At 39.0% G+C, this 18,101-nt stretch carries 14 protein-coding genes and 1 riboswitch; of the genes, 2 read left to right on the forward strand and 12 right to left on the reverse strand.

Going from position 1 to position 18,101, the window contains the following annotated elements; all coding sequences use genetic code 11:
* Positions 1-435: 435 nt before the first annotated feature.
* From HMPREF9455_RS04700 to HMPREF9455_RS04755, 12 genes are all read right to left on the reverse strand, one after another.
* Positions 436-1,497: a glycosyltransferase family 4 protein gene (locus HMPREF9455_RS04700; protein ID WP_006798465.1), complete on the reverse strand. Its 1,062-nt coding sequence runs from the start codon at positions 1,495-1,497 to the stop codon at positions 436-438.
* Positions 1,498-1,592: 95 nt separating this feature from the next.
* On the reverse strand, positions 1,593-2,687 hold the full coding sequence (locus HMPREF9455_RS04705) for a hypothetical protein (RefSeq protein ID WP_006798466.1): 1,095 nt from the start codon (positions 2,685-2,687) through the stop codon (positions 1,593-1,595).
* A gap of 6 nt (positions 2,688-2,693) precedes the next feature.
* Positions 2,694-4,127: an MBOAT family O-acyltransferase gene (locus HMPREF9455_RS04710; protein WP_006798467.1), complete on the reverse strand. Its 1,434-nt coding sequence runs from the start codon at positions 4,125-4,127 to the stop codon at positions 2,694-2,696.
* Positions 4,128-4,143: 16 nt separating this feature from the next.
* A complete protein-coding gene (locus HMPREF9455_RS04715) occupies positions 4,144-4,977 on the reverse strand; it encodes a glycosyltransferase family protein (RefSeq protein ID WP_006798468.1) in 834 nt (277 codons plus the stop codon).
* A gap of 5 nt (positions 4,978-4,982) precedes the next feature.
* A complete protein-coding gene (locus HMPREF9455_RS04720) occupies positions 4,983-6,011 on the reverse strand; it encodes a GHMP family kinase ATP-binding protein (protein ID WP_006798469.1) in 1,029 nt (342 codons plus the stop codon).
* A 14-nt stretch (positions 6,012-6,025) separates the two neighbouring features.
* Entirely contained in the window at positions 6,026-6,571 is a 546-nt protein-coding gene (locus HMPREF9455_RS04725) for a D-glycero-alpha-D-manno-heptose-1,7-bisphosphate 7-phosphatase (RefSeq protein WP_006798470.1), read from the reverse strand.
* 18 nt (positions 6,572-6,589) lie between these two features.
* On the reverse strand, positions 6,590-7,285 hold the full coding sequence (locus HMPREF9455_RS04730; RefSeq protein WP_006798471.1) for a nucleotidyltransferase family protein: 696 nt from the start codon (positions 7,283-7,285) through the stop codon (positions 6,590-6,592).
* Positions 7,286-7,377: 92 nt separating this feature from the next.
* Positions 7,378-8,667, reverse strand: coding sequence for a hypothetical protein (locus HMPREF9455_RS04735; RefSeq protein WP_006798472.1), 1,290 nt, complete (start codon positions 8,665-8,667; stop codon positions 7,378-7,380).
* Between the two features lie 3 nt (positions 8,668-8,670).
* On the reverse strand, positions 8,671-9,735 hold the full coding sequence (locus tag HMPREF9455_RS04740) for a glycosyltransferase family 2 protein (protein ID WP_006798473.1): 1,065 nt from the start codon (positions 9,733-9,735) through the stop codon (positions 8,671-8,673).
* Positions 9,732-10,796 carry a glycosyltransferase gene (locus HMPREF9455_RS04745; RefSeq protein ID WP_006798474.1) on the reverse strand — a complete coding sequence of 355 codons (1,065 nt, stop codon included), beginning with the start codon at positions 10,794-10,796 and terminating at the stop codon, positions 9,732-9,734. The genes HMPREF9455_RS04740 and HMPREF9455_RS04745 overlap by 4 nt, the downstream gene beginning before the upstream one ends.
* A 107-nt stretch (positions 10,797-10,903) precedes the next feature.
* Complete coding sequence (pnuC, locus tag HMPREF9455_RS04750; protein ID WP_006798475.1) at positions 10,904-11,500, reverse strand: nicotinamide riboside transporter PnuC; 597 nt, start codon at positions 11,498-11,500, stop codon at positions 10,904-10,906.
* Between the two features lie 72 nt (positions 11,501-11,572).
* On the reverse strand, positions 11,573-13,801 hold the full coding sequence (locus HMPREF9455_RS04755; RefSeq protein WP_006798476.1) for a TonB-dependent receptor: 2,229 nt from the start codon (positions 13,799-13,801) through the stop codon (positions 11,573-11,575).
* Between the two features lie 113 nt (positions 13,802-13,914).
* Positions 13,915-14,011: riboswitch (TPP riboswitch) on the reverse strand.
* 154 nt (positions 14,012-14,165) lie between these two features.
* On the opposite strand from HMPREF9455_RS04755, the gene HMPREF9455_RS04760 reads away from it, so the two are divergent.
* Together HMPREF9455_RS04760 and HMPREF9455_RS04765 are read left to right on the forward strand one after the other, a co-directional pair.
* Positions 14,166-14,711: a hypothetical protein gene (locus HMPREF9455_RS04760; RefSeq protein ID WP_006798477.1), complete on the forward strand. Its 546-nt coding sequence runs from the start codon at positions 14,166-14,168 to the stop codon at positions 14,709-14,711.
* 6 nt (positions 14,712-14,717) lie between these two features.
* Positions 14,718-18,077 carry an ATP-dependent helicase gene (locus HMPREF9455_RS04765; RefSeq protein ID WP_006798478.1) on the forward strand — a complete coding sequence of 1,120 codons (3,360 nt, stop codon included), beginning with the start codon at positions 14,718-14,720 and terminating at the stop codon, positions 18,075-18,077.
* Positions 18,078-18,101: the final 24 nt, after the last annotated feature.

Here is an 18,101-nt window from a genome sequence, read left to right on the forward strand (position 1 = left end):
TTAGTTAAAAAGTAACAAAGGTAACAGTTATTATGGCTTTTGTAGGGGCCAAATATCTTTCGCCTGCAATGATCGACGAGCGAAAGACATTTCGCTTCTACAACTACCCAAAAGGTAACAAAAGTAACACATATTTCAGCTTTTAGCCATTAGCCTAAACGCTTATAACTCGTAACTGCCCGTATAGCAGAGTAACTTGTAACTTTTTCGGAAAAAGCTACAACCAACGGTCACAGGAGCAAAGCGTATGTAAAAGTAACACTTCTTACAGATTTTTCTTACTGTTACTTTTTAGCGCCTCTCTGTTTTACAGGTTCAAAAAATTTCAAAGAGCGATAATCCGTTAAGCTCACCATATAGATAAACCAAAAATGTAAACATAACAAGGCCGGAAGTATACTCTACCCCCGGCCTGATCTTTTCTATCGAAGCTTTTTACATATATTTCTGCACTAGCTCAAAAACTTGCCCGGCAGACTTATCCCATGAGTATTTCGTTATCTGTTCCAGCCCCTTAAGACGAAATCCCTGCCTTAAATCCTGATCCTTCAATAATCGGTTTATTTTCGATGTCATATCTTGCACATCATAAGGGTCTACATACAAAGCGGCATCCTCGCTAACCTCACGCAGAGCTGGAATATCGGAACAGATTGCCGGGCAGCCGTAGGTCATAGATTCCAAGGGAGGCAACCCGAATCCTTCGTACAGAGAAGGATAAACCGACAACAGTGCATTCTGATACATCTTTTTTAACTGATCGTCAGGAATATAACCCGGAAGATACACATTCTCTCCTATGAGTTTTTTCAGGTCAGGAGTATTGAACGCCTTAAATGACATGCCGATAATATATAGCTTTACAGATTTATCGTCTATCTTATCGAATGCCTCTACCAAACGGCTGAAGTTTTTACGGGGGTCCATAGATGATACTGCGATTATGTATTTTTCGCTGTCCGGATCAGGCTTATAATTCAAGATTTCTTCCCGCGCAGGTTTATTATGAAACGGGACATTGCTATGTATCACATGTATTTTAGCTGCCTCTATACCTAATGTATCTACAATCTCATTTTTAGAAAACTCACTTACAGTGAGTACCGCGTGCGCTTTTTTGCCTATGCGGGGCATCATAAAATGATAAAAACGGTAGTAATTCTTCGAAAACCATTCGGGGTAACGCTCATGCGATACATCGTGGATTGTCATTATCTGGTTATTATAAGATAATGGGCCACAACCTGTAAAGCTGACAAGCAACGGATTACCTATACTTTTCAGATAACGGGGCAATGAGATTTGTTCCCACAAATGAGTCTTCAGCGAACCGCACTTTACCGTTTTGAAGCTGAACTTGTAATCGGGATGTATTTCCTGAGGGATAGCTACATGGAAATCCACACCCATTTCATCCAATTTATTGCATATTTCAAATGCGTAACGATGAACGCCTGTTGGCTTTTGTGTAAGATATCGTCCGTTGACTACAAACATATAAACTTTAAGTAATAGAAATTATTTTTATACATTTTAGAATACAACTACTTCTTGTTGTTATACATACCAAAGTGAAAAACAGGCCTGCACCCTTATTTTGGCAACCAGTCTTTATTTTTTTCAATAAATACATCCACAAGACTATCCACCCGGTGTCTCATCACATCCACATTCGAAGAATTGATTTCAAACTCAGGATTAAACATATTCATCATTATAGTATCACCCAAAGCGGGACTAAAATGGGTAACATCCCCATAATAGTTCAGGTCTGTGATTTCAGTCCTGTCGAGAAAAGAAACTACCCTTACATTATCGTACTTCTCTACCATACGGGTAAACTTAGCCGCAAAACCGAGAAACTGGTTATAATAATTATGCCTGCGCGTATGATACCAATACAAGGCCGAATAGGACGGGAACATAAATGTGTAATTCACATCCTTGTGTTTATCTATTTCCAGATTGGTAATAAAGGAAGTCAGGCTCCTATCCATCCGCCCCTCCATATCTTCCACATGCTGGTATAATACGCTGTTTCCTGCCAGATAATAGTTTTTTACAAATTCGGCACTATAAGTTTTTGCATAACTTTCGGTACCTATCTGATCGAGATCTGTTTTCATTTTATATACATCGGGCAGATTCCCATCCTTTATCTTAAAATATAACTCTAGCCCCAGATCGACAGGAATATATTGTATCAGAGCCTCGTAGCTATACAAGTATTGCAGCTTGTTCATAAAGCCGTCTGCGTACAGGTAGCCCGGATAACGGGATACAACCCCGGCCTGATTGAAAAAAGGCATATCGACATTGATTATAATATTCTTCACATTTCTCTCCTGTACTATTGAATACAACAGTTCCATTTCTGCCAGATTCATACCTCCGGAAGACAGTTTTACAGGTTTCATCCCTTCATTTGCATTACGCAAAGTAGAGATATTGAAACTCTGTACCATCGATGAACCTATAAGTGCCGTATTGTATTCATAATTCTTCGCCAACCCTCCATTTACAAAACGGGGATTCAATATATAACGAGATTTAGGATTTACCCTGAATTGAAGGAATGGGTCTACTATATAGCAAGTCAGCCCGATTATGAACAGCACTAAAACTGCTGATATCGCAAATGCTGTCAGAAAGCTCTTAGATGTATATTTCTTACCTGATATATCCATAATCTGCTAAAAATTGAAATAGATAAAAGCACCCACTTTCGAAAAATGAATTACAGCTATTGAAAACAGAACGGCCGACAATATAGCTATTTTCGGCTTCGGTTTGAATTCATTATACAAATCGATGCTGTTTTTCGGGAACAGGAATACAAAATAAGACACTATCAAAAGAATTCCGATTACAAATATCGACTGGATAATATCCGGATAAGCCAATGTGGTATTGAACGCCAGATGTGATATTCCGTCAAACGAAATTACATCCGGAATATACATCGTCTTCAGCATTATCAGAGCATCGCTCACTGTCCATGAACGGAAGAGCACCAGTGCCGAACTCACAAACAGGAAAGTAAGGAAAATCCTTATCAAGTCAGGTATTTTTTCCAGTTGCTTGTCAAATATCTTCTCAAATACACGGACAAGCCCGTGTAACGAACCCCATAGTACAAACGTCCATGCAGCTCCATGCCAAAGCCCGCTGACGAAGAACACCGCAAAAAGGTTGAAACAGGTACGGGCATATCCTTTCCTGTTACCTCCGAGCGGAATATAAATAAGGACAAACAAAGATCGCCCCAGTGTAATATGCCATCGTTTCCAGAACTCGGTAATGCTTTTCGACTTATATGGTGAATAAAAATTCACAGGCAGGTTTATATTAAACATTTTACCCAAGCCTATTGCCATATCGGAATAACCGCTAAAGTCGAAGAATAGTTGGAATGTATAGGCCAGAGAACCGAGCCATGCACTGGCGAAAGTCAGGTGATTGGGATCAAAAAAAGCATTCCCCGAGAAAATACTCAACGTATCGGCTACAACAGCTTTTTTAAAAAGGCCGATAATAAATATAAAAAGCCCTTGTGCAAAATTATCTATATTGAAGAACCTATTCTTATCATCCTGATATTGAGCCATTACATCCTGAGAAAAGACGATAGGCCCTGCTACCAATTGAGGGAAAAAGGTGATAAAAAGAACATAATCCAATACTCCGGGCACTTTTTCCTGCCTCTTATTCACGCTTATCAGGTATGCTATCTGCTGGAAGGTAAAGAAGCTGATCCCTAATGGCAATATGATCTGTTTGAGAACAAAATCAGTATCAAACAAAGTATTGATATTATCCAGAAAGAAATTATAGTATTTGTAATATCCCAGTAAACAAACATTGAACAGAACTCCGGTAACAAAACAGACCTTTCTAAAAAGAGGCTTCACGGCATTCTGCACCCCTGTTGCCATTATGTAATTGACAGATATGGAAATAAGGATAAGCCATACATAAGAAATATGGTTGTACCCGTAAAATACTAATGATGCGAATATAAGAAGTAAATGCTGTATCTTCCGGGATACATAACGTGACATGCCGAAATAAAGAATCAATACTGCCGGCAAAAAGACAAGAGTGAATATATATGTGGAAAATATCATAAATAAGAAAAATCGCTTACTCTATAATTTTGTATGTTTTTTTACTGTACCAGCTACGTTTTACAAAACACTTGCTCAGTCCTATCCAGAAATTCATTTTAAAGCGGCTCCAAGCCTTATTTCCGGATTTCACCTGCGGAAAATAATCCGTATCGGCCAGAATATTAAAATAACGTTTCTTTTGCTCCATCCCACCTTTCAAGAACTCGATATGATGAGTCACTGTTCTGGATTTTGGGAATACATAAAAACGTCCTTCTTTTATATTGGGTACATATGGATAGCTGTATCGAATATAGCTGGGTACATGCACCGGCATATTTTCTCTTATCCATATAAATCTAACATTTGTATCTCGTAAAAAGTTTGTGATATGACATTCCGGAAAAAGCTCAAAATCAAATATTCCGGGGTTATCTTTTATATATTTCGTTTCTATAATTGCAAAGTCTGTCGCCAAGGCATAATACTTATCATACCAGTCGGCGCTGGCCCATACCGCATCAGTCTTCTCCGACAGCAATTTCGTATATTTAGACTGGATGCTATCCCCATAAACCCATGTATCGGCCTCCAGTATCAGCGTATATTCACAATCCGCGGGGATATACTTCGCCCCTTCCATCAGCAGTTGGGAGTTACCTTTCCTGTGCCCTGCGTTTTCTTCGAGTATTACCAGCTTATTTATATGAGGAATAGATTCGGGTAAAATATTGTATCCGTTTTTCTTCCCGTTACTTACAACTATAATATAATAATCATTCTCTTTCCATGTATCGGAAATAATCTGAAGATTATATTTCAAATCCTCGATTCTATCATAAACACGTATAAGAACAGCCAGCTTCATTCTGTTTATTTTGTGTGCCAGGTTTCCAATCCTTTTTTAGTAAAAGAATACTGCTGTACTCTTCCCCCAAGGCTTTCCAAGGCCTTAGACACTGCAAACCGTGTATTACCCGGACAATAGAAAAAGACATAACCACCTCCACCAGCACCGGATATCTTTCCGCCCGACGAACCGGCGTTTATAGCCGTATTATATATCTCTTCAAACAATGGAGTAGATATACCATCTGCCATCTCCTTCTTATATGTCCACCCACGATGCAGAATATGTCCTATTTCGTCAAGATTATTTTTAAGAACGGCCTCTTTTATCTCATATGCCTGATTTTTTATCTGATGCATCGCCTCTATCGACTTTGCCTTTTGTTCTTTTACATTCTTTTGCTGTTTTTCTATTATATCACCCGAATTACGGCCTGTGTTGGTATAATAAAGCAACATATTATTTGATAATTCATTTATTGTCTCGTTACGTATCCGCAACGGGTTTACAATAACCTTATCATCAGAGTAGAACTCCATAAAATTGAATCCTCCGAATGCGGCGGCATACTGGTCCTGCTTTCCTCCGGCCTGTTTAAGGTCGGCACGTTCGATAAGATATGCCAGATACGCCAGATCATATTCGCCCAAAGGCAATGTAAGCCATTCTGCATAGGCCCCTAATATGGCGACAGCTAACGTTGAAGAAGTTCCCAGTCCCGATCCGAAAGGGACCTCCAAAGCACAAGTAAGAGTAAAAGATAGTGGTTTACATATAAAATCTTTCACTACCCTGTTGTAAATACCTTTCATCAGATCCGCCTTATCATTCAATATGGGAAGTTCCAAAGCTGAATCGAACACATATTCCTCATCATTCTGAGGTATACGAAATACAATTTTATTATCATTACGTGGCTCTATATTAGCGTATGCATACAAACTAATAGTAGCATTCAGTATGCAGCCGCCATACAGATCCGAATATGGAGAAACATCCGTTCCCCCGCCTGCTAATCCCAATCTGAAAGGCGCCTTACTTCTTACAATCATGGCCGGATTTTTTATTATTTTGTAAAATTAACTGCAAACTTATATAGATTTTCGTAATAAGCATTTACAGTCTCATATATTTTATGTTCTTTTTTATATTTATCACCTACCAATACAGTTAACATCCCCAGCTTATTACCAAACTCAATATCTGATTTGCTGTTACCTACCATTATTGATTGGGCAAAATCAACTACAGGATAATCCCGCTGGACCTGGAAAGCCATACCTACATTTGGTTTTCGGTTTATAGCCGCAGAATCCAAATCGGTACAAAAGTATATACCGGTAATACTGCCTCCGCATTTTTCTATCTCATGTAACATATGACTATGTACATGTTCCAGATCGGACAGGGACATTACATTTCGCCCCACTCCTCTTTGGTTTGTTACAATAAATATATAATCAAAAGCCTGAGATAACAGCGCTATTGCCTTTAATGAATCTTTTTCGAAGACAAACTCAGATGTGTTTTTTACATAATCACCGGGACGTTCCACATTGATTACACCATCTCTGTCTAAGAAAAGGTATTTATATTTCTTCAAATTATCCATTTTTCTTTTTCACCTCTCCTATTTCTTCGAAAAATCCACATTCGCTTTTTCGAAATCGGAAGGTATTCCTATATCTATAAAGTAGTTATCTTGCGAACAACCATATATATTTATATCGCCGATGTGCGACTCCATTATATCTTTTTCAAAAGAAAATTTTTCAGGCAAAGGTAATCTGGTAAACAGATTCTTTGCCACTATATATACACCTCCGTTAATCAACCCCTCTTTCTTGTACTGCTTTTCATTAAAACAGACAATACGCTCATTATCATCCAGTTCAACCGAACCGTATCTATCAAAGTCGGCCATTGGCTTAAGGGCAACCGACAGATCAGCTCCATGACTTCTATGGAAATCCAAAAACAGACCGGAGTCGATATCGAAAAATGTATCACCGTTTATAACGAAGGCTTCTTCTCCTTTTACTTTTCCGAATGCCAGCTTTATAGCCCCGCCTGTACCTAAAGGATATTCTTCTACTGCATATGAAATTTCGAAAGGCCTGTTTTGTGTTTCAAGCCAATTGATAACAATATCAGATTTATATCCTAATGACAATATCAGATGATCGAATTTCTCATTAGCTGCATAATCAAATAAGTATTGTAAAAATGGTTTTCCGGCAACTTCGGCCATACATTTAGGTACATCGCTCACAACAGACTGCAAACGTGTACCAAAGCCTCCTGCCAAAATAATACACTCTTTCATTATTTTTTAATTAAGGTCTCTGACCTGTTTATTCCTTTTATATATAAGAACCACGGTTAGTTGTGACTAAATCTCTTTTTGCTTTCAGCTACTTATGATATGGTCGATTTCCTGCTTCTTATTTTCTTTTCATTTCTGAAGCTAGCCAGGGTCCTCGTTCCTATATTACGGCTTGGTATATAGATATAGTATTTATAGAACATGAAATAAAAGAAGAACAGATATATAATCAGATTTAGATCGACCCATCCTTTCACATTCAATCCTAATGAATAGACAATTATCGCCGCCGACATCAGGTTTACGGCCCAGTCTTTAGTTAAATAAAGCCGGGTTACGAACATTGCAAAACAATAAAAATAAATAGTCCCTGGAACCCCTACCCAGAAGAGCATTCGCGAGTATCCGACATCTGTTCCAAAGAAAGACATTCTTCCGGAACCGAAAATAAGAGTATCCAAATCTTTCGGAATCAGAAACATTTCCTCCAATCCGTTAGACGAGCGGGTTTCCAGTTTACCTGTTCTTATAAAGTTTGTAAACAGCTCAAAAGCCCAATCAGAAAAATGTGGAAAATAAAACATCGCAAAAATATATCCTCCTGCCATCATAAAAATGGAAGAAATCAGAAATATCTTCGCCTGCTTTCTCTCCGATTTATTATCCCATAGGTATAAAATTCCGATGACGGCCAAGCCAACAGCAGCCCCGATAACTGTTGTACGAGCCATAAACAGACCGATATAGAAGGTAAAGACATATAGCAGGGCTAATGTAATAAAACCTATACTGTTTAATTTCAGCCTCATTAGCAGATAGGAAATTACAATAAGTCCTATCCCGCTTATGACCCCTGCCCCAAAGAAGGCGATACCATACCCCATAAGCCGTTGACTTCCTCCTTCTTCCATAACATCTTCTGTATATTCGGCCTGCATCTGTATAGAAAAGAAAAAATCATGTATAGCATCGCTCTGATTCATTCCGAATGTGATCAGTGCCTGCAATCCTATAGCTGCGGCAATATACAGTAGAACTGTGTTGAACGAGGGTTTCTTATGTATCTTATATATGGAGAAAATAACGAGATATGCCGAAAAGAACCATGCTATCTGACTTCTGATATAACCAAATGTATAAGGGTCACTCATATTATTCAGCCACCCCGAAGTGTAAAATATAAAAAGCATCACAAGCAAGCCGGCTATTACATATATCACCTCCCTGAATGGAAAGTTATGATAAGTGTATAGCCCCAGCCCCAATACCCCGGATAAGAGAATAAAGGAAGACCCCCGTACGTCAAGTGCCTGCGGATATATGAAGTAAAACATCAGTATCAACGGCAAAAACATCGGTATAATCTGCTTTAGCTTGGACATATATTACCTGAATACAAATTTGTAAATAAGCGACTTTCTATATTTGAGTTTAAAAGTACACTTTGTGTAAAGAATAGCAAAATCTCTTGAGGTATAATTCTCTTCCTTATACAATGGAGACTCTTTCAACCTGCGCAGCACCTTCAATCCCAGACGCGAGTTTGCACATAACCGGAGCCAGTGAACTGATAGCATGCGTTCAAGATATGCCGCATCACAAAATGGGTTATCCCTGTTTACCCGAATTAATGAGAGCATAAACTCTTCACATTGGTCTAAATACCTGAAAGATGAATGCAGAGGTACACATTCAGCTACGGATGAATATATTTCCAGAAAATCATCGTCTGTAGGTAAGCCTAGACGGAAACAATGGATTTTAAAAACTTTTTTCTTATTATCTGTCTGTAATTCTTCATTTAATGACGACACCTGATGTTGGTGAACACGGTACAAAAGAAGAGGTTCTCCAATATTAGCAAGTTTCGTTTTATACATAGCTTTAGACCATAAAGCATAATCTTCGACATGAAGATACTCAGGCTCGAAACTCAGTCCTAATTCTGTGAACAAGCGTTTTCGGATCATTACAGCCGGATGGCAAATTCCCGATTTAAACAGCAAATATGCCCTTAATTCTTCATCTTTCAGAGGGCTGTGATGCAAATCCCGTTTACCGGCATTCTCTGTTCTGAAAGCATAAAAAAGTGTACTGACAATATCATGTTCTTTATTTCTCTCCAGGAATGCGACCTCCTTCTCTATACGGGTAGGCAAAGCTATATCATCCGCGTCCATGCGGGCGATGTATTCACCTTTACAAAGGCTGATTCCTTTATTCAGTGTTTTTATAAGTTTCAGATTTTCTTCATTTTCCACGACCGTTATCCGGGAATCTTTTTTTGCCAGTTCATGTAATATCCGGCCGGTATTGTCAGTAGAACAATCATTAATTGCTACAATCTGCAAATCGGTATATGTCTGATTCAAAATCGAGTTCATCGATTCTTCCACATACTTCTCCACATTGTAACAAGGCATCAATACCGAGACCAGAGGCTTGTTCATCTTTTATTTGCAAGGATTGCGTTAAAGACGGATTTATATCCGTCTACCATTTTTTCGATTGTAAAGTTAGCAAGATATGATTGTCTTGCATGTATTGACATACTTTTTTTTATATTTTCATCCGAAAAGATGTATTCTATTTTTTCTGTAAAGAGATTTACATCATTATCTACAGCAAATCCATTTTTACCGTCAAGGACCTCTGTTATACCTCCTACGGCCGAAGCAACCACCGGAACTCCGAAAGCCAATGCCTCTAACAGGGACATGGGTAGTCCTTCATAGTTGGACGGCAGTATAAACAAATCTGCATATTTCAGGTAGGAGCATGCCAGATGTGCCTCACCCAAGCAAAAGACATTGGAAGGAACGTCATTCATATCTGTTTTATTTCCAATCCACACAAAGGCATATTGCGGCATTTGTTTCGCTATATCAAGGAAAAGGTCAAATTTCTTTTGTTTTGAGATACGGGATATGCACATTACTATTTTAGAATAGGATGATTTCAATCTGTCCAGTTCTGTCGTAATCCGGTCCTTTATTTCAATTTGCTCCAGATACTGGTCCGTAACGCCATTGTATATACATTCTACATTCTTATAGATACCTTCCTCACGCATACTATCTACGTCGTATTGGCTGACCCCTATTATTCGATATACACTGTTTTTGAGAAAACGTTCGACGACCAAAAAACGATTAAACGCTTTCCGTATCGAGTCAAATCCATGAACCGTATATACTGTTTTTTTACGACTGAAGACAATACGTCCCAATACACCCATCTTCGAAGAATGAAGATGTATTACATCGGGATTATATTTGAATCTATAATAATATAGTTTGAAGAGCAGACTTATATCTCTTATCGAAACCTCCTTGCGATGATTATTTAATTTTATTTTTGTAAAATTATTTCCTAAAGCGTTCCACGCTTCACCATCTCCTCCATATAAAACAAATAGTTCGTGTTCGGAACTCAAAGTTTTAACCAGATTTGCCACAATCGTCTGCGCTCCCCCATATTCTGAAACTGTTATGATCTGGAAAATCTTCATTTAATGCTTTGCCTACAATTTTGAATTGTAAAGATAATAGGAATAATCTATTATTGAGAAAAATATGACTTTTATATATTTTCTTTAGTTTATTTTAAAATCCTTAATTATCTGATAATCATCTTTCGCCAATTGATATATCCAAAAATAGAAACGATAAAGAAGATGAAAAATAATATACCGGACATAATATCTTGTTGTACGAATAATAATATGCCTGATACAGCATTCGCAGGTATTACGAGCAACCACTGCTCGGCCCACTTACGGGAGATCATCCACAACGCGACAATATTGAGCGATGTGGTAAGGGCATCCCCGATAGTAACAAAGGACGGGTTGTGGCTAAATTGTATCAGAATAAGATAAATCAACAACGAAATAATTATCACTCCTAAGATAATGGGAATAATAAATCGTTTCCCGACATGGGTAATAATCTCCGCTCCCGAATCTTTGTCCCTGTTACGCATGATCCATACTATCCATCCATAGACTGAGGCCAGAAAAAAATAGATATAAATCCCCATACTGGCATACAAGCCCGTCTTATAGAATATATAGATATAGAATGCAGCCATAACGATACTTGCCGCCCACATCCATACATTTGCCTTGTATTCCAGATACAGGAAAACCAGCCCTATAATTGCGCCGGTTATGCTTACCCAGTTATTTTCTACAAAAGAAAGAATTATATCCATCGTTATTTTCCAAAATTAGCGGAGCATCTCGGTATGGCTATGAGATACTCCGCCGTTATTATTACATTTCTATCAGAAACGGTATCTTATTTTCCCCAGCAGGTTCGCTCCTGCCTGAGGATATAATCCACGGTCAACCGATTCGCTTCCATCTTTGAAACGGGCAGTATATACCCATGCGTTCGCACTATATTTGATACTTGCCAGATTATTGATAAAGAACTGAAGGTCAAATTTACCAATTTTAGGGGCATCCAGTGTATATGAAGCCACCATATCGGTTACAAAATAATCGGATAAACGATTATCGGCATTCGAAGTGTTATCATAATACATACGACCAACATATTTATTGATAAAAGACAGCGTAAAATCTTCTTTCTCGAATGGTTTGAATGTAACGCCGAGGCTACCTACCGTATTCGGAGAGAATGAAATATCGGTTGATTTATGGAATTCCGAAACTTGTCCTACCTGATTCCAGTCATTCTGATTATCATACAGATCGTAATAAACCGTATAATTCTTTATCTTATTACGGCTCAATGTCAGGTTCCCATCCAAACGCAACCATTCGGTAGGGGTATAAGCCAATGATAATTCTATGCCTGTACGATAACTGTCAGGTACATTTTCCTGCAACTTATAACCGATATCATTCAGCTTTCCGGTTTGCACCAACTGGTCTTTATAGTCCATATAGTAAAAATTGGCACTGAACGAAACTATCGAATTAGCATACTTATAACCTAACTCATAATCATATAACCTTTCGGGAGCAATACTTCGCGAACCTCCGCCTTTCAGTGATTCTTTCAGGTCAGCCCGTAATGGTTCCCTATTTGAAATGCCGAATGATCCGTAGATCTCATTATAGTTACTGAACCGGAACGAAAGACCTCCTTTCGGATTTATAAAATTATAATAATTCTTATTGGTCAAATCCATCAGATCATCATCCAATCCATTCATGCGATAATCTATATACCTTTCTTGTACCTCTGCGAATAGCGACAAGTTATCTACCGGGCGGTATTCCATTTTAAGAAAGGCGTTCATGTCCTGTTTCACGGCTGTATTCCGATTCCAGTTATACCCTTCCGGGATATCCTCATTATGCTTTACCCACAATAGTCTACCATAATGCGATCCATCATAGTAGCTGTACATTGCTCCGGCCGTAATGCCCAGCTTACCCGCTTTATAATCCAGATTGAAACCGCCTACATAGAAGTCATTTTGCATCAGTTTACGCAATGTAAGATCCGAACTCTCATAAGTCGTCCCTCCTTCAATTTGTTTTCCTAGTCCGTAATCTGCAAAAGCCTCATCCACTTTATAATTCTCGTAATAGCCGTAACCATTATTATAACTCAGGTTTACATTCAGGGTCAGCCTGTTTGTCAGATAACGGGTATAAATCAACTGCCCGATATTAGAATAATAATTATCCGTTTCATTATCATAATATTGGGTTCTGCCATTATCATCTTTATATTTTCCGGCAGGATTGTAGCGTCTGTTAATTTTTAGCGTATCAGGGCTTATACCTTCCCATGTAATACCCGTATGCTGAATACCATTCATGTAAATAAGACGAATCAGTTGTTTATCGGAATAGTGTGACAACGCCGCATATATATTCTTATGGTCTACCTTTCCGTTGCGGATATATCCGTCACTCCTGATATACGAATAGCGGGCATCGAGCGACAGTCCGCTTTTCATGATACCTGTTCCGGCTGCGCCTGTCAGCAATAAAGTATTGTATTGCCCATAGGCAGATGACAGGTCGGCATAGGCTTTATTTCCCTTTCCTCCGGCTGTCTGCATAGAGATACTGGCTCCAAAAGAGGCCGTGCCGTTTGTCGATGTGCCCACTCCCCGCTGCACCTGCATGCTTTGCAATGAGTTAGACAAGTCCGGCAGATTAACCCAATATACCTCCTGGCTTTCCGGATTATTTAGCGGCATACCGTTTAATGTCACATTTATACGGCTCGCATCCGTACCTCTGATACGAAGCGCCGTGTTTCCTACGGCTGTTCCGCCTTCGGTATATGAGACTACCGATGGTAAGGATTGTAATATAAAAGGAATGTTCTTTGCGGCATTGTCCTTTTTAATTTCCACTTCTCCCAAATCTGAATACGAGATAGGTGCTCCCCGGCTTACCCGGGTGGCAGATACGACAACCTCCTCCAGTTTTATGAGTTTAAGGCTATCCGCCTGTTGTTGTGAATAAACAGCCCCTGCTCCAGTTATTACAAAAGCAGCAAAAGCTAAAAATACCTTTTTCATTTACATACTAAATTTTTATAAGCATAAGACAATCACTCTTGTTTCATACTTTGACGTTAAACAAAAAAGGGGTTTAATAAGATGATTTCCCGGAATTTAAGAATATGCACGTGCGCAATAGCATCTTCTTTCCCTACGCCGGCATTACCCGGATCAGGTTTAATGGGTGTGATCTCAGCCTGTAATTTTAAGGCACCCCTAAGATTTCGAGACAAAGATAATTAAACCATTTTAATAAATAAGTGTTTACCTATTATAAAATTTTTCTATAACTAGGATTTCCAATGTTACAAAACGGGATTTTCCTAGTCATATATAGTATTAGATAAAATTAAGTACCTTTGTAACATAAAACTTAAAAAACATGAAGAAGAATATTTTTATTGCGGTTCTATTTTCTATTGTAGCGTTGGTTTCTTTCTCGTCATGTGAAAGCGATGATGACTATCTAGTTAGAAGTGGATTGTACTGCGATTTTTTATCAACATCAAATAATAAAGGTTATTTTGCCAGTAATGGTGGAGGAAGTTATTCGTTCCGCGATCTACCTGATTTAGGCTATGGCGATATTATAGGCATGGAATATAGGGGTACTACTCTTACAATTACAGGAGATATACGAGAAGGAGATGTTATCCGGGATCTATACATCAGTGTTCAGGGCGTAGGTGATTTCCTTTATGCCTCTGACATAGAAGTATATAAAGACTATGAAAAGATTGTATTTAACACTTCTAACGATCGTGAATTTTATAATTTTATGAATGATGTTATGTACAAATTTTATAGAGATGGACGGATCAATATTGTTGTGGATGGATATATTACAAACTATCAAGGAGTAGGTATCGGAAATGTAGAAATGGAAATATACCTGGATAGCTCACTTGATGTTACCGTTCGAAGATAATCCAACATGTCCGGTTTCATTCAATCTGACTATCTCTCCGAAATACAACAAATAGATAGCTCCGAGCTATCATTAAGAAATAAATATATCCGTCTGAAACGGATACTTGAGAGAGGCTGCAAAGATATCACCGCCGGTGAATCTTTGCAGTTTCCCTCTTTATTCTCCCGCCTTGTCTTTATCAGTCAAAAATATGAATTGCCAAAATCATTGGAATGGCAGTTGCAGAATATACGCATAAAAGCATCTTTCCTGCAGCAAAACGATAAGAACCTGGTATCTCCCGGCCAGTATCAGCAAGCAAAGGAAGGTCTGGAAAATTTCCTTTTATATATAGAAGGCGAAAAACAGGATTTCAACTATGTGGAAGATACTGTTTTCGATTATGAACCTGTGCCGCACGATTTATCCAACAAGATACGTGTACAGGTATTGGAAATAGATACCGAAAACGAACTTCTTATATGCCAGTCCGAAAGCCTTATCGGAAAGAGTTTAAAAGTGAGATACAACGTCTCTCCGGTTAATAATATATTCAATGAAACCATTGAACGCCTTTGGATTGGTGCGCAACTCAACCTGATCGATGTAAAAACAGACGATGCGGGAGTCTATATACCTAAAATGTTTGTACTCGAACCCGATTATCTGATAGATGCTTCGGCAATGGCAGAGTGCTTTCAACCATATGGCAGTTCATATCTGCACTATTTCCGCCGTAAATTCGAGCCCAATGCAAATACTCATTATATATTATTGGGAAATCTTGCCAACTTCTTTTTGGATGAACTCATTTATGCCGGGGATGCTGATAGCCTGTCATTCGAAGAAATATTCATGAAATCATTCCGTTCCATGCCATTCGAATATGCAGCATGTAAGGAGATTAGTGACAATATCGCTTTCAAAGAATTTATGGCGAAAGCCCGGAGCCAGTTCGAAAACATAAAACGTGTAGTGTTGAACGATATGCCTGCAAACGGATTCGATGCGTCATCCTGTACGCTTGAGCCATCTTTCTTTTGTGAGAAATACGGTTTTCAGGGTCGGCTCGATTTACTTCAGCTATCAAATGACGAAACGGGTATAGATCGCATAATCGAACTGAAATCGGGGAAACCTCCTTTTCCTCGCGAAGACGTGACCAAGATAGCACCTAATCATGAGACACAGACAGCTATCTATCGCCTAATGATACAAAGTGTATTCGGGAAGGATGCACGACACATATATCCTACTATTCTTTATTCCTCGGCTGAAAATGCAGGAGAAAATATCCGCTTTGCCGCGATCTACCAGCAACTGGAAAAAGAAATTATAAATGTGCGGAATCTCATTGTTGCTACCGAGCATGATGTATATATCGGCGATACGCAACATGTAGAGAAAGTGTTCCGGAATCTTTTTAATCTGAATAATTACGGACGTGCACCCCAGTTTTTTATAGACAAGTTGGCAGAGTTAGAAAAAGTAATAGATAAGGCTACTCCATTGGAAAGGATATATTTCTATCGCTATATCAGGTTCATCACCAGAGAGCTATATCTTCAAAAGACTGGGGACGAAGGCTATAATACATCGATGAGTGTATCCGCCTTATGGAATACTTCTTTTGAAGAACGGCAAGACTCTCTAGACCTCATTGCCAATCTTGAAATAGAAGATATCGACGATTCCGGCCGGGATATGATTATCCGCTTCAGCAGGGACAAAGATGAGTGTGTCAATTTCCGTGAAGGAGAAATATGTATTCTTTACCCCCGCCACAAAAGTGAAGAATCAGTACTGACAAATCAGATATTGAAAGGTACTGTAGTAGAGATCTCTTCATATCATGTAGTCTTGAGATTCAGATATAAACAACGAAACCGCAACCTCTTCTCCCGATACAAATACTGGGCTGTGGAACATGACAGGCTAGATCATAGTTACAGCACCATGTACAAGAGCCTGTATGCCTTTCTGTCCGCTCCCAATGACAAAAAAGAGTTATTACTTGGCTTACGGGAACCGCTCTCATCCACCCTATATGAATTAACGACGGATGCCACAAAAGAGGCAAAACAGAAGAACATCATAGATAAAGCGTTGGCTGCGGAAGATTATTTTCTCATTGTAGGACCTCCGGGAACTGGCAAAACATCTATTTTTGCCCGGCAGCTGATAGAACGCTTCTACGCCGGGGAAAATACAAATATCCTTGTAATGGCATATACCAACCGTGCCGTGGATGAATTATGCGCTTCTATCTGTCAGGCATTTGGCGAAAGTGAAGATGAGTGCGACAGGTATATCCGTATAGGCTCGGAACTCTCGTGCGGTGAAGGTTATCGTCATCGCCTGCTACAAAACATTTCATATCAGGCAGGAAATAGAAAGGAACTGATCCGAACCATAGACAGTACGCGTATTTTTGTCGGCACCCTTGCCTCCATTACCGGAAAACCCGAGCTGTTCGACTTGAAGAATTTCAATATTGCGATCATAGACGAGGCTTCTCAAATACTGGAACCGCAGATTATCGGGCTTTTACCCCTGTTCGACAAATTCATTATGATAGGAGACCATAAACAATTGTCTACAATCACTTTGCAGGATGAAAATAAGTCGAAAGTAGAAGAGACCGTATTAAACGACATTCAACTATCCGATTGCCGCGAATCCTTATTCGAGCGGCTGTTTCATATCTGCCAAAAACAAGGCTGGACACAAGCATATGATACCTTGACCTATCACGGACGGATGCATGAAGATATTGCGTCCCTTGTCAATATCAGCTTCTATGACAATATGCTACATGCAGCTACTGACAGGCAATACAAGCCTTTGGCATATCAAACATACGACAGATCGGATAAATTGCAATCATTAATTGCGACAAAACGGACAGCATTTCTCCCCGTCAGAGAAACAGACAACACAAACAATTCGGATAAGCTGAACAAACAGGAAGCAGATGTTGTTATCTCTTTAATAAAAGCAATACTTGAGATTTACAGACTTAACAACATGGCTTTTGACACCCGGAAGACCATAGGTGTAATAACTCCCTACCGTAATCAGATTGCCCTGATAAAGCATAAACTGGAAGAAACAGAAATTCCGGAACTGAACAACATTATGGTAGATACCGTAGAGCGCTATCAGGGTAGCCAGCGGGATATTATCATCCTTTCTTTTTGTTTCAACAAGCCATACCAACTGAGATTCTTTAGTAATCTGAACCGCGAGCGCACTGTAGACCGCAAACTGAATGTAGCTCTTACCCGTGCTCGTGAACAACTATTTATGATTGGGAATGATTATATCCTGAATCAGCACCCAATCTACAGGGAGATTGTAAATAAGTCGGTTATCAATCCATGATAACTACACTTCGTCTAAAAAAGA

This window comes from Dysgonomonas gadei ATCC BAA-286 (assembly GCF_000213555.1).
GTDB classification, from domain to species: Bacteria; Bacteroidota; Bacteroidia; order Bacteroidales; family Dysgonomonadaceae; genus Dysgonomonas; species Dysgonomonas gadei.

What these genes read in the sequence shown, in the direction of transcription:
- HMPREF9455_RS04755 (WP_006798476.1), bottom strand. Translation starts at nt 13,801, where the DNA reads ATGAAAAAGGTATTTTTAGCTTTTGCTGCTTTTGTAATAACTGGAGCA.
- HMPREF9455_RS04705 (WP_006798466.1), bottom strand. Translation starts at nt 2,687, where the DNA reads ATGGATATATCAGGTAAGAAATATACATCTAAGAGCTTTCTGACAGCA.
- HMPREF9455_RS04740 (WP_006798473.1), bottom strand. Translation starts at nt 9,735, where the DNA reads ATGAACAAGCCTCTGGTCTCGGTATTGATGCCTTGTTACAATGTGGAG.
- HMPREF9455_RS04745 (WP_006798474.1), bottom strand. Translation starts at nt 10,796, where the DNA reads ATGAAGATTTTCCAGATCATAACAGTTTCAGAATATGGGGGAGCGCAG.
- HMPREF9455_RS04715 (WP_006798468.1), bottom strand. Translation starts at nt 4,977, where the DNA reads ATGAAGCTGGCTGTTCTTATACGTGTTTATGATAGAATCGAGGATTTG.
- HMPREF9455_RS04700 (WP_006798465.1), bottom strand. Translation starts at nt 1,497, where the DNA reads ATGTTTGTAGTCAACGGACGATATCTTACACAAAAGCCAACAGGCGTT.
- HMPREF9455_RS04735 (WP_006798472.1), bottom strand. Translation starts at nt 8,667, where the DNA reads ATGTCCAAGCTAAAGCAGATTATACCGATGTTTTTGCCGTTGATACTG.
- HMPREF9455_RS04760 (WP_006798477.1), top strand. Translation starts at nt 14,166, where the DNA reads ATGAAGAAGAATATTTTTATTGCGGTTCTATTTTCTATTGTAGCGTTG.
- pnuC (WP_006798475.1), bottom strand. Translation starts at nt 11,500, where the DNA reads ATGGATATAATTCTTTCTTTTGTAGAAAATAACTGGGTAAGCATAACC.
- HMPREF9455_RS04720 (WP_006798469.1), bottom strand. Translation starts at nt 6,011, where the DNA reads ATGATTGTAAGAAGTAAGGCGCCTTTCAGATTGGGATTAGCAGGCGGG.
- HMPREF9455_RS04765 (WP_006798478.1), top strand. Translation starts at nt 14,718, where the DNA reads ATGTCCGGTTTCATTCAATCTGACTATCTCTCCGAAATACAACAAATA.
- HMPREF9455_RS04725 (WP_006798470.1), bottom strand. Translation starts at nt 6,571, where the DNA reads ATGGATAATTTGAAGAAATATAAATACCTTTTCTTAGACAGAGATGGT.
- HMPREF9455_RS04730 (WP_006798471.1), bottom strand. Translation starts at nt 7,285, where the DNA reads ATGAAAGAGTGTATTATTTTGGCAGGAGGCTTTGGTACACGTTTGCAG.
- HMPREF9455_RS04710 (WP_006798467.1), bottom strand. Translation starts at nt 4,127, where the DNA reads ATGATATTTTCCACATATATATTCACTCTTGTCTTTTTGCCGGCAGTA.